This window comes from Microcella sp. (assembly GCF_051860105.1).
GTDB lineage: Bacteria > Actinomycetota > Actinomycetes > Actinomycetales > Microbacteriaceae > Microcella.
The window spans coordinates 1-12,052 of sequence record NZ_JBHYEO010000041.1 but is presented as its reverse complement, the minus strand read 5'-3'; the positions used below and the strand labels follow the sequence as shown (position 1 = coordinate 12,052).

The window sequence follows — 12,052 nt, the reverse complement described above, 5'->3', positions numbered from 1 at the left end:
AGCCGCCGCCCGCGCCGGCCGGGCGGCCGGGGCCGCCGGTGCGCTGCTGGAACGGTGCGCGCGGGCCGCCGGGACGACCGGCACCGTCAGGGCGCGGAGCACCGGGGCGGGGAGCGCCGGGGCGCGGGGCGCTCGGACGCGGGATGGCGCCGCCGCCGGGACGCGGCATGCCCTGGGTCGACGAGAAGGGGTTGTTGCCGGGGCGGGGCGTGCCCGGGCGGGCCATGCCCTGCTGCGAGGCGAAGGGGTTGTTGCCGGGGCGCGGCTGGCCGGATGCGGCGGCCGGGCGGGCGACGGCGTCGCCCTCGCCGTCGGTCGCGGCGGGCGCCGCCGGGGCCTCGGGCTGCGCGGCGGGAGCGGCAGCCTCGGGCTCGGGCGCGGCCGGAGCCGGAGCGGGGGCCGGAGCAGGAGCCGGCTTCGCGGGAGCCTTGGCGGCGGGAGCCGGGGCGGCCGCCTTGGGCGCCGTGATGCCTTCGGCCTCCAGTGCCGCACGCAGCTTGCGCGCGACGGGGGGTTCGATCGTCGAGGACGGACCCTTGACGAATTCGCCGAGCTCTTTGAGCTTCTCGAGGGCGACCTTGCTTTCGATGCCGAGCTCGCTCGCGATCTCGTGCACGCGTGGTTTCGCAGCCACAATTCTCCTGTCTGGGTCCGCACCCAGGCAGGGGCAGACCATTAGTGCTGGACGGAACTCATTTCGAGCCGCTCATTAGTTGTCCATGTGCCGATCAGCCTTTTCTTCGGACGATGAAATGGTCGTCAGGACCGATGCCGTGTCGAGCGGACCCGCCACCCGTAGCGCGCGGGCCCAGGCCCGCCGCACAGTGGCGGTTTCGACGCAGTCGCGAGTGCCGTGCACCCACGCACCCCGCCCCGGAAACCGGGCCAGGGCATCCACCACGACCGCTCCGTCGCGCGCCACCACCCTCACGAGAGAGGATCGCGGTGCTCGCTGGCGACAGCCGAGGCAGGTTCTGACGGGTTCCATTGTAGCCCCCTCCGTTGCGCCTACGGGTTCCGGACGCCGACTCCTCGGCGAGAACGCGATGCGTTCCCGCCTGCGGCGCAAAGATCGAGATTCAGCCCCGAGCTACTCGTCCATCACTGAGTCGGGCTGAATATCGATCTTTGCGCCCGTCAGTTTGGCAGCCAAGCGAGCGTTCTGGCCCTCTTTGCCGATCGCGAGCGACAGCTGGTAGTCGGGCACGAGCGCCCGCACGGCCTTCGTCGCCGGGTCGATCACGAAGGCGCTCGTCACCTTCGCGGGCGACAGGGCGTTGGCGACGAAGGTAGCGAGGTCGTCGCTGTGGTCGACGATGTCGATCTTCTCCGCGCCGAGCTCGGCCGTGACCGCGCGCACGCGCTGCCCGAGCTCGCCGATGCACGCCCCCTTGGCGTTGACGCCCGGCTGGAGCGAGCGCACCGCGATCTTCGTGCGGTGGCCGGCCTCGCGGGCGAGCGCGGTGATCTCGACGACACCCTCGGCGATCTCGGGAACCTCGAGCGCGAACAGCTTGCGCACGAGCGACGGGTGGGTTCGGCTCACCGTGATCTGCGGACCCTTGAGCCCCTTCGAGACACTCGTCACGTACACCCGGATGCGGCTGCCGTGAGTGTACTCCTCGCCGGGAACCTGCTCTTCCGGCGGCAGGATGGCCTCGACCGCGCCGAGGTCGATGTGGATCATCCGCGGGTTGGGACCCTGCTGGATGACGCCCGCGACGATGTCGCCCTCGCGGCCCTTGAACTCGCCGAGAACGCGGTCGTCGCCGATGTCGCGAAGACGCTGGTTGATGACCTGCTTCGCGGCGAAGGCGGCGATGCGGCCGAAGTCGTCGGGGCTGTCGGGAGCCTCGCCGATGAGCATTCCCTCATCGTCGAACTCGGGCACGTACACGGTGACGTGCCCGGTCTTGCGGTCGAGCTCGACGCGCGGCTGCGGCTGGTCGGCATCGCGCTGCTCGTCGCGGTCGGTGTGCTTCAGGTAGGCCGTGAGGATGGCCTGCTCAATGATCTGCACGAGCTCGTCGAACGGGATCTCCCGCTCGCGCTCCATCATCCTCAGGATGCTCAGGTCGATGTCCACGTGGGGTGCCTCCGCTATTCGGTTGAGACCGCGCGGCCGACCGTGGCGCGCGCAGTGCGAGCCCCCACGATACCCGACCCCCGCGGGTCGTGCTCCCGGCTCAGGCGGTCGCGCGCAGTCGGTCGACGACCTCGTGCAGGGCGATCTCCGAGCGCTCGCCCGTCGCGCGGTTCCAGAACTCGACGACGCCCTCCCCCGCCCCGCGACCGACGACGACGACGAGCGGCACCCCGATGAGCTCGGCATCGCCGAACTTCACGCCTGGGGAGACCTTCGGCCGGTCGTCGTACAGGGTGTCGAAGCCAGCGGCGTCGAGCTCGCTCACGAGCGACTCGGCGACCGTGTAGGCGAGCTCGTCGCGCCCCGCGGCGACCACGTGCACGTCGAACGGCGCGACTTCGCGGGGCCAGATGAGCCCCTTCTCGTCGTGCGCGTTCTCGGCGATGACGGCGAGGATGCGGGTGACGCCGATGCCGTACGAGCCCATGGTCACGGTGACGAGCTTGCCGTTCTCGTCGAGCACCTGCAGCCCGAGCGCCTCGGCGTACTTGCGGCCGAGCTGGAACACGTGCCCGATCTCCATGCCGCGCGCGAGCTCGACCGGGCCGCTGCCGTCGGGCGCGGGGTCGCCCGCGCGCACCTCGGCGATGTCGACGCGGCCGTCGCCCACGAAGTCGCGCCCGGCCACGAGGTGATACACGTGCTTCTCGGGCTCGTTGGCGCCGGTGATCCACACGGTGCCGTCGCCGACACGAGGGTCGAGCAGATACCGGATGCCCGTGGTCGACGTCTCTCCGAGCACGGGGCCGCTCGGGCTCCAGGGCCCGATGTAGCCCTTCACGAGGCCCGTCGCCGCGGCGAAGTCCTCGTCGGTGGCGGCGTCGACGGTCGCGGGCGCGAAGGCCACCTCGGCGCGCTTGAGGTCGACCTCGCGGTCGCCGGGCACGCCGACGACGACGAGCTCGCGCGTGCCGTCGAGGTGGGTGAGGCGCAGCACGACGTTCTTGAGCGTGTCACCCGCCGCCCACGGCCGGTCGGCGCGCGGGTAGCGCTCGTTCGAGAGGGCGACGAGGGTCGCGATCGTCGGGGTCTCGGGAGAGTCGTGGATGGCCGCCGCGGGCTCCCCTGCGGCGTCGACCGGCTCGGCGAGCGGCACGCGGTACGCCTCGACGTTGGCCGCGTACCCGCCGGCCGACCGGACGAAGGTGTCTTCGCCGATCGCCGTGGGGTGCAGGAACTCCTCGCTGCGCGAACCGCCCATGGCGCCCGCGTCGGCCTGCACGATGACGTACTCGAGCCCCAAACGCGTGAAGATGCGCTCGTAGGCGTCGCGCTGAGCCTGGTACGCGGCATCCAGCCCCGCGTCATCGATGTCGAACGAGTAGGCGTCCTTCATCGAGAACTCGCGGCCGCGCAGCAGGCCGGCGCGCGGACGCGCCTCGTCGCGGTACTTGTCTTGGATCTGGTAGATCGCGAGCGGCAGGTCTTTGTAGCTGCTGTAGAGGTCTTTCACGAGCAACGTGAACACCTCTTCGTGCGTGGGGGCGAGCAGGTAGTCGGCGCCGCGGCGGTCCTTCAGCCGGAAGATGCCGTCGCCGTACTCCTCCCAGCGGCCGGTCGCCTCGTAGGGCTCGCGCGGCAGCAGGGCGGGGAAGTGCACTTCCTGCGCGCCCGCGTTCGCCATCTCCTCGCGGATGACGGCCTCGATGCGCCGGCGCACCTTCAGACCGAGCGGCAGCCAGGCGAAGACCCCCGGCGCCTGGCGACGGATGTACCCGGCGCGCACGAGGAGCCGGTGGCTCGCCACTTCGGCATCAGCCGGGTCGTCGCGAAGGGTGCGGAGGAAGAGCTGCGAGAGGCGCGTGGTCACCGGGAAAGACTACTGGGCGGCGACATGCCGTCAGCTTCACGGTCGCGATGCCCCCCGTTCGGGGGCCAGAATGGAAACAGGCCTGCGAGCGATGGCAAGGGGGGCTTGGATCGCTCGCAGGCCCTTCCCGTCTCGCGAAACGTCGCGCGACGGGAAACCCGCACGACGGAAGACCCCCCTGTACGACCCTCGCGGGTCGAGCACCGCCCCCCCGGTGCCGCCAGTCGGCTCCCCCGGCCGTTGGGTTCAGCGTAGTGACGGGCGCGGAACGGGGGTCAGTCCCCCGATGGGGGGACACGAGCGACGCCCCCCGCCGAGAAGGCGAGGGGCGTCGAGTCGAGCGGTGTCAGAAGGTCACGCCTGAGCGCGCCGACGGGCCATCACGAGAACGGCGATGCCGGCGAGGAGAAGCGCGCCCGCACCCAGAGTGATGGTCGACGACAGGTCGGTACCCGTCGCGGCGAGCTCCGGGTCGGGCACAACCGGGTCGGTGAGGTCACCACCGGCAGCGAGAACGAGTGCACCGTTCCACACGTCACGAACGCCGTTGTCGAGCTCTTCCGGGTCGGGGAACCAGTCGTAGGCCTGGTAGAGGTACGCGCCCGTGCCGATGCGGAACGACGCGATGCCGAGGCTGTCGTTGGCGAGGCTCTGGTAGACCGGCGTGATGAGGGCCTTCTGCCCGACCGAGAACATCGAGTAGTCGCTCAGGCCGCCCGCGTAGTTGGCGTTCGGCACCTCGGCAGGGAGCGAGACGTCGGAGGAGACGCGCTGCCACGGACCGTTTCCGGTGTTGTTCCCGAACTCGCTCGTGAAGTCGACGCCCGTGAGCTCGCTGACGATATCGCCGTGGGTGTACGACCCCGTACCCAGGATCAGTCGGCCGGCCGACACCCAGGTGCGGATGACCTCGAGCGCGGCGTCGCTGATGGCCGACGTGCCGCCGGGCTCCCAGTTGCCGCCCTCGGGCAGCACGAGAACATCGGCGCCGGTCAGCAGGGTCGTCCAGACACCGGCCGAACCGTCGCCACCATCGGTGACGCGGATCTCGCTCGCCGTGGGGAGGAGGACGGTCGTGATGTCCCAGTCTTCTTCGAGGGGATCGGTGAAGGAGTCGTTCGAGAAGACGACGATGACGGGGCCGTCGACGGTGTCGCCCGGGTACGTGCCCGGCTCGAGCGGGTTGTTGAGCGGCGCCGCGGCCGGCCGGAGGACCGGCGGCTCGTCGATCGGCTGGTTGGCGTTGGCGGCGGCGGGCGCGAAGGCGAGCGCGGCCGCGAGAGCGACAGCACTCGCGCCAAGGACATGTCGAGACGTACGGATCACGGGGGTGGCCTCTCGGGTCAACGGGACCGTCGCGGACGACGGCATCATGCCGAGCGTAGAGTATGAAACCACTTCACACCAGGCACGATCCTCGCACCGGCGCGCCGCGCGCCGATCAGGCCGTGACGACCTCCGGCGACCCGACGGGGGCATCCGGCATCGACGCGGCGAGGCGGTTCGCCTCCTCGATGAGGGTCGCGACGATCTCGCTCTCGGGCACGGTCTTGATGACCTCTCCCTTGACGAAGATCTGGCCCTTGCCGTTGCCGGAGGCGACGCCGAGATCGGCCTCGCGGGCCTCCCCCGGGCCGTTGACGACGCAGCCCATGACGGCGACGCGCAGCGGAACGGTCATGCCCTCGAGGCCCTTCGTGACGTCTTCCGCGAGGGTGTACACATCGACCTGGGCCCGCCCGCAGGAGGGGCAGGAGACGATCTCGAGCTTGCGCTCGCGCAGGTTCAGGCTCTCGAGAATCTTGAGGCCCACCTTCACCTCTTCGGCCGGCGGTGCCGAGAGCGAGACGCGGATCGTGTCGCCGATGCCCTCGCTCAGCAGGATGCCGAAGGCCGTGGCGCTCTTAATCGTGCCCTGGAAGGCGGGGCCGGCCTCGGTGACACCGAGGTGCAGCGGCCAGTCGCCGCGCTCGGCGAGCTGGCGGTAGGCCTTGACCATGACGATCGGGTCGTTGTGCTTGACCGAGATCTTGAAGTCGTGGAAGTCGTGCTCCTCGAACAGGCTCGCCTCCCACACGGCGCTCTCGACGAGCGCCTCGGCGGTCGGCTTGCCGTACTTCTGCAGCAGACGCGGGTCGAGCGAACCGGCGTTCACGCCGATGCGGATGCTCACTCCGGCGTCTTTCGCCCGCTTGGCGATCTCGGCCACCTGGTCGTCGAACTTGCGGATGTTGCCAGGGTTCACGCGCACTGCGGCGCACCCCGCATCGATCGCCATGTAGACGTACTTCGGCTGGAAGTGGATGTCGGCGATGACCGGGATCTGGCTCTTCTTCGCGATGATGTGCAGCACATCCGCGTCGTCCTGGCTCGGCACCGCGACGCGCACGATGTCGCAGCCGGTGGCGGTCAGCTCGGCGATCTGCTGCAGCGTCGCGTTGATGTCGGTCGTGGGCGTCGTCGTCATCGACTGCACGCTGACCTGGTGGTCGCTGCCCACCATGACCTTGCCGACCTTGATCTGGCGGGTCTTGCGGCGGGGGGCGAGGGTCTCAGGGACCTTGGGCATTCCGAGATTCACAGCAGGCACGCCCCCAGTGTACGACCCGCGCCTGTGCTCGGACCGCGCGGATGCGTGCGCTAGAAGAGTGTGACGGGCTTGACGATGTCGGCGTAGATGAGCAGCGCGCTCATGACTCCCAGCACGAGCACGACCGCCAGTGTGACGGGCACGAGCTTCGCCGTGTCGATCGGGCCCGGGTCGTGCTTGCCGCGCAGCTTCGCGAACCAGCGCCGCAGCCCCTCCCACAGCGCACCGGCGACGTGCCCGCCGTCGAGAGGCAGCAGCGGGATCAGGTTGAAGACGAACAGCGCGACGTTGAGCGAGGCGAGCAGGCCGGTCAGGAACGATATGCGCTCGACGACGGGGATCGTGTCGATGCTCGCGATCTCCCCCGCGATGCGGCCGACGCCGACGACGCTGATCGGACCGTTCGGGTCGCGCTCCTCCGGCCCGAAGGCCGCCTGCGCGACGTCGATCATGCGCTGCGGCAGGTTGAGGATGATGCCCACGACGGCCGAGATGTTGTCGCCCACCGCGGGCAGCACGGCGGTGACCGGCTGCTGCACGGTCTCGTAGGCGGGCGCGATGCCGACGAACCCGACCTGCTGGGTCAGCGGCTCGCCGTCGGGGCCCTCGACCACGCGGCCGCGGTCGTCGAGCACGTAGCGCTCGGTCAGGAGGGGCGTGACGCTCGTGCGCACCGCGGCACCATCGCGCTCGACCTCGACCGTGAGCGGCTCCCCCGCGGCCTCGCGCACGATGGCGAGCACGGCATCCCACGAATCGATCGGCTCGCCGTCGATCGCCACGATCCGGTCGCCCGGCTGCAGCTCGGCCTCCGCGCCGGGGGCGAGCGGGTCGCCCGGCGCGCACTCCTGCCGCTCGCTCGTGGCCGGGAGCACGCACTCGTTGACGCTGCCGAGCGTCGTCGAGGGCTGGGCGACACCGAAGCCCATGAGCACGATCGCGTAGAGCACGATCGCGATCAGGAGGTTCATGAACGGGCCGCCGAGCATGATGATGACGCGCTTGCCGACGGGCAGTCGGTAGAAGGTGCGGTGCTCCTCGCCCTCGGGGATCGTGTCGGCGGAGGCGCTGCGCGCGTCTTGCACGAGGGTGTCGAAGAAGCCCGTCGATGCGGCGCGGGCCCGCTGGCCGGCGACGGGCGGGTACATGCCCGCCATCGAGATGTAGCCGCCGAGCGGGATCCACTTGAAGCCGTACTCGGTCTCGCCGCGGCGCCACGACACCATCGTGCGGCCGAACCCGATCATGAACTGGCCGACGCGCACGCCGAAGAGCTTCGCCGGCACGAAGTGGCCGAGCTCGTGCAGTGCAATCGAGACGATGAGCCCGACGACCACGACCAGGATTCCGACGATGTACAGCAGCACGGTCTCCACGAGCGGTCACTCTAGCGCCGGGGGCCCGGCCGCTGCTGGGCGCGGCCTATGCGCCCGCCACGAGCGGGGAACGCGCTACGCGCGAGCGATGAGCGCGTCGGCCTCGCGGCGCGCCCACTCCTCGGCCTCGAGAACGCCGTCGAGCGTCATCGGGTGCGGCTCGTGGCGGTCGACGACGGCGCGCACCGTATCGACGATGTCGAGGTAGCCCAGTGCGCCGTCGTGGAAGGCGTGCACGGCCTGCTCGTTGGCGGCGTTGAACACGGCCGGGAAGGTCGCGCCCGCCTCTCCCACGCGCTTGGCGAGAGCGACCGCGGGGAACGCCTCGTCGTCGAGGGGCGCGAAGGTCCAGGTGGATGCTGTGCTCCAGTCGAGCGGAGCGCCCGCGCCCGCGACCCGGTGCGGCCAGTCGAGCCCGAGCGAGATCGGCAGGCGCATGTCGGGGGGCGAGCACTGCGCGATCGTCGAACCGTCGACGAACTCGACCATCGAGTGCACGATCGACTGCGGGTGCACCGTGACCTCGATTCGGTCGTAGGGCACATCGAACAGCAGGTGCGCCTCGATGATCTCGAGCCCCTTGTTGACGAGCGTCGACGAGTTCGTGGTGATGACCCGGCCCATGTCCCACGTCGGGTGCGCGAGCGCCTCGGCGGGCGTCACTCCAGCGAGCTCGGCACGCGTGCGCCCACGGAACGGCCCCCCGCTCGCCGTCAGCACGAGCCGGCGCACCTCGTGGTGCTCGCCCGCGAGCAGCGCCTGCGCGATCGCCGAGTGCTCGCTGTCGACCGGCACGATCTGCCCGGGAGCCGCGAGGCTCGTGACGAGCGAGCCGCCCACGATGAGGCTCTCCTTGTTCGCCAGGGCCAGGATGCGCCCCGCCTGCAACGCCGCGAGCGTCGGCGCGAGACCGACCGACCCGGTGATGCCGTTGAGCACCACATCGCAGTGCACGTCGCGCACGAGCTGCGCCGCGGCCTCGGCGCCGAGGGCGACGTGCTCCACGGAGTGGGCTCGCGCCTGGGCCTCGACGAGCTCGCGATTGCGGCCCGCAGCGAGCCCGACCACGCGAAAGCGCTCCGGGTTGGCGGCGATGACCTCGAGGGCCTGGACGCCGATCGAGCCCGTGGAGCCCAAGACGATGATGTCGCGCATGGTGTTCATCATGCCCGACCGCGGCAGGGCATCCGGTGCCCCGAGTCGACCCCGCGGGCCGCGGCTAGGACGCCGCGAGAATGTCGACGACGAAGACGATCACGTCGTCCGGCCCGATCGAGCCGTCGGGCGTGCCGCCCGACGGGCCGTAGCCGAGGTCGGGCGGGATGATCGCGATGACCTGCGAGCCCACCGTCTGGCCGACGAGCGCGTCACGGAAGCCCTGGATGACGCCGCTCGTCGGGAAGTCGGCGGTCGTGCCGCGCTCCCAGCTCGAGTCGAAGATCTCGCCGGTGTTCCAGTTCATGCCCGTGTAGTGCACGGTGACCGTCTGGCCGTCTTCGACCACCGGACCGTCGCCAAGGATGAGCACGGCGAGGTCGAACTCGGTGAACGGCTCGCCCTCGGGAAGAGTGATCGTGGGTGCGCCGTTGTCGGCGAGCTCGACGGTCGGGAAGCCCTCGGGCGCCTCCTGCGCCTCGCCCTCCGCGCGCTCGAGGGCCGGCGGCACGATGCTGACCACGTCGATGACGAAGACCAACGACTCGCTGCCGGTCAGGCTCAGCTCGGGCACGCCCTGCTCGCCGAAGCCCTCGACGGGCGGGATGACGCCAGCCAGGCGGGTGCCCGGAGTCGCGCAGTCGAGCAGCAGCGAGAAGCCGACGAGCTGAGCGCTCGCGGTGTCGATCGGGAACCGCTCGGCGTTCTCGCCCGTGAAGCCCGTCGTCGCGAGCTCGGCGCCCGTCTCGCCGTTGAGCACCGTGTACTCGATGACCACGGTGTCGCCGTTCGCGGCGGCGTCACCCTCGCCCTGCTCGATGACGGTGCGCTGCGTGGCGTCGGGCATCAGCGGGCCGTCGAACTCGATCGTGGGCACCTCGCCGAACACGCCCTCGACGCTGACCGCGTCGGATGCCGTGCCCGCGGGAGCGCAGTCGCCGTCGGCGGGGGCGGACCCGCCCGGAGCGCACGCGGCGAGCGAGAGGAGCAGAGCGGCGCTGAGGCCGGAGGAGAGCAGAGCGGAACGGCGGCGCACGGGAGAGTCCTCACGATGGAACGGGCACGAAAGCACCAGTCTCCCACGCCGTGTCTTGGACTCGGCTTTACGTCGTGCCGTCCTCCTCCGCGGCCCGTCGCGTCGTCGGCTCGTGATGCACCGGGAAGCTCACCGAGTTGGCGATGAAGCACAGTTCGCTCGCCCGGTGGTGCAGGGCCTCGGCCCGGCGCGCATCCTCGTCGTCGTGGTGAGCGGCCAGCGTCACGACCGGACGCAGCGTGGCCTCGATGAGCCGGCCGCCGTCGCCCTCCTGCTGAAGCGTGCCGGTGGCCTCGTCGCGGTAGTCGACCACGACGATTCCGTTGACGGCCGCGACGTGCAGGTAGCTGAGCATGTGGCACTGCGCGAGCGCCGCGATGACGAGCTCCTCAGGGTTCCAGCGGTCCGCGTCGCCCCGGAAGGTGCGATCGCTCGATCCCTCGATCTCGTGCCGCTTGCCCTCGGCGTGGATGCGGTGGTCGCGCCCGTACGAACGGTACGTCGCGGTGCCCTCGCCCCGGTTCCCCGTCCACTGCATCGCGATCGCGTAGTGGTGGTGATCGTGCGCCATGGAGTCTCCTCTCGACCCGGCTCCGACGCAGAGGCCGGGAGTACACTCATCCCACCATGACTGACACTCTTCCTGCGCCCGCATCACTGTCTTCGCACGGGTCGGCCCCCGCGGTCGCCCAAGAGCGCCGCGTCGTCACCGCCATCCCCGGCCCGGCGTCGCAGGCCCTGCACGCACGTCGCCTCGCGGTCGTCAGCGCGGGTGTCGGCACGGCCCTCCCCGTGTACATCGACCGGGCGCACGACGCCATCGTCGTCGACGTCGACGGCAACCACTTCATCGACCTCGGCGGCGGCATCGGGGTCATGGGCGCAGGCCACACGAACGACGCGGTCGTGGCCGCGGTTCAGGAGCAGGTGGCGAAGGTGACCCACACACTCTTCACCGTCACGCCCTACGAGCCCTACGTGCGGGTCGCCGAGCTGCTCGTGCAGCACACCCCGGGTGACCACGACAAGAAGGTCGTGCTCGTCAACTCGGGCGCGGAGGCCCTCGAGAACGCCGTCAAGATCGCGCGCAAGCACACCGGTCGTGCGGGCGTCGCCGTGCTCGACCACGGCTACCACGGTCGCACCAACCTCACCATGGCCATGAACTTCAAGGCCATGCCCTACAACCTGGGCTTCGGGCCGTTCGCGAGCAACGTCTACCACGCCCCCAGCTCATACCCCCTGCACGACAGGCTGTCGGGGGCCGAGGCCGCCAAGCGCACCATCTCGTACCTCGAGAAGCGCGTCGGGGCCGATGATCTGGCCTGCCTCGTCGTCGAACCCATCCAGGGCGAGGGCGGCTTCATCGTGCCGGCCGAGGGCTACCTGCCCGCGCTCGTCGACTGGTGCCGCGCCAACGGCATCGTCTTCGTCGCCGATGAGGTGCAGTCGGGCGTCGCCCGCACCGGCGCCTACTACGCGAGCGAGCACTTCGGCATCGTGCCCGACATGATCACGACGGCCAAGGGCATCGCGGGCGGGATGGTGCTCGCGGGCGTCGTCGGGCGCGCCGAGATCATGGATGCCTCGCACGCGGGGGGCCTGGGCGGCACCTACGGGGGCAACCCCGTCGCCTGCGCCGCGGCGATCGCGGTGTTCGAGCAGATCGAGCAGCGCGACCTGCTGGGCGCCGCCCGGCGCATCGAGTCGGTTCTCATGCCCCTGCTGCTCGACCTGCAGTCGAAGCACCCGCGCATCGGTGAGGTGCGCGGCATCGGTGCCATGCTCGCGATCGAGTTCCTCGACCCGGAGACCCACGAGCCCGACGCCGCGATCGTGTCGCGCGCCGTCGCGGCGGCCGCCCAGCAGGGCGTCCTGCTGCTGAGCGCCGGCACCTACGGCAACGTGATCCGCTTCCTCCCGCCGCTGACCATCAGCG

The 12,052-nt window shown here is 70.6% G+C and carries 11 protein-coding genes; 1 reads left to right on the top strand and 10 read right to left on the bottom strand.

Annotated features, from left to right (window positions below):
• The 10 genes from ACTIE9_RS13145 to ACTIE9_RS13100 all read right to left on the bottom strand — a co-directional run.
• On the bottom strand, window positions 1-634 hold a 634-nt coding region (locus ACTIE9_RS13145; protein WP_439566017.1), incomplete at its 3' end, for a translation initiation factor IF-2 N-terminal domain-containing protein.
• 75 nt (window positions 635-709) lie between these two features.
• Complete coding sequence (locus tag ACTIE9_RS13140) at window positions 710-988, bottom strand: YlxR family protein (protein WP_439566016.1); 279 nt, start codon at window positions 986-988, stop codon at window positions 710-712.
• 102 nt (window positions 989-1,090) lie between these two features.
• Window positions 1,091-2,086 carry a transcription termination factor NusA gene (gene nusA / locus ACTIE9_RS13135; protein WP_439566015.1) on the bottom strand — a complete coding sequence of 332 codons (996 nt, stop codon included), beginning with the start codon at window positions 2,084-2,086 and terminating at the stop codon, window positions 1,091-1,093.
• A gap of 100 nt (window positions 2,087-2,186) precedes the next feature.
• Window positions 2,187-3,956: a proline--tRNA ligase gene (locus ACTIE9_RS13130; RefSeq protein ID WP_439566014.1), complete on the bottom strand. Its 1,770-nt coding sequence runs from the start codon at window positions 3,954-3,956 to the stop codon at window positions 2,187-2,189.
• A gap of 354 nt (window positions 3,957-4,310) precedes the next feature.
• Window positions 4,311-5,282: an LPXTG cell wall anchor domain-containing protein gene (locus ACTIE9_RS13125; RefSeq protein ID WP_439566013.1), complete on the bottom strand. Its 972-nt coding sequence runs from the start codon at window positions 5,280-5,282 to the stop codon at window positions 4,311-4,313.
• Window positions 5,283-5,397: 115 nt separating this feature from the next.
• Window positions 5,398-6,546: a flavodoxin-dependent (E)-4-hydroxy-3-methylbut-2-enyl-diphosphate synthase gene (gene ispG / locus ACTIE9_RS13120; RefSeq protein WP_439566012.1), complete on the bottom strand. Its 1,149-nt coding sequence runs from the start codon at window positions 6,544-6,546 to the stop codon at window positions 5,398-5,400.
• Window positions 6,547-6,596: 50 nt separating this feature from the next.
• Window positions 6,597-7,922 carry a M50 family metallopeptidase gene (locus tag ACTIE9_RS13115; RefSeq protein WP_439566011.1) on the bottom strand — a complete coding sequence of 442 codons (1,326 nt, stop codon included), beginning with the start codon at window positions 7,920-7,922 and terminating at the stop codon, window positions 6,597-6,599.
• 75 nt (window positions 7,923-7,997) lie between these two features.
• Window positions 7,998-9,077, bottom strand: a complete 1,080-nt coding sequence (gene dxr, locus ACTIE9_RS13110) for a 1-deoxy-D-xylulose-5-phosphate reductoisomerase (protein WP_439566010.1) — start codon at window positions 9,075-9,077, stop codon at window positions 7,998-8,000.
• A 64-nt stretch (window positions 9,078-9,141) separates the two neighbouring features.
• On the bottom strand, window positions 9,142-10,113 hold the full coding sequence (locus ACTIE9_RS13105; RefSeq protein WP_439566009.1) for an FKBP-type peptidyl-prolyl cis-trans isomerase: 972 nt from the start codon (window positions 10,111-10,113) through the stop codon (window positions 9,142-9,144).
• A 67-nt stretch (window positions 10,114-10,180) separates the two neighbouring features.
• Window positions 10,181-10,684 carry an OsmC family protein gene (locus tag ACTIE9_RS13100; RefSeq protein ID WP_439566008.1) on the bottom strand — a complete coding sequence of 168 codons (504 nt, stop codon included), beginning with the start codon at window positions 10,682-10,684 and terminating at the stop codon, window positions 10,181-10,183.
• Between the two features lie 56 nt (window positions 10,685-10,740).
• Between ACTIE9_RS13100 and gabT the strand changes: the two genes are divergently transcribed.
• Window positions 10,741-12,052: 4-aminobutyrate--2-oxoglutarate transaminase (gabT, locus tag ACTIE9_RS13095; protein WP_439566007.1), on the top strand; the 1,312-nt coding region annotated here is incomplete at its 3' end.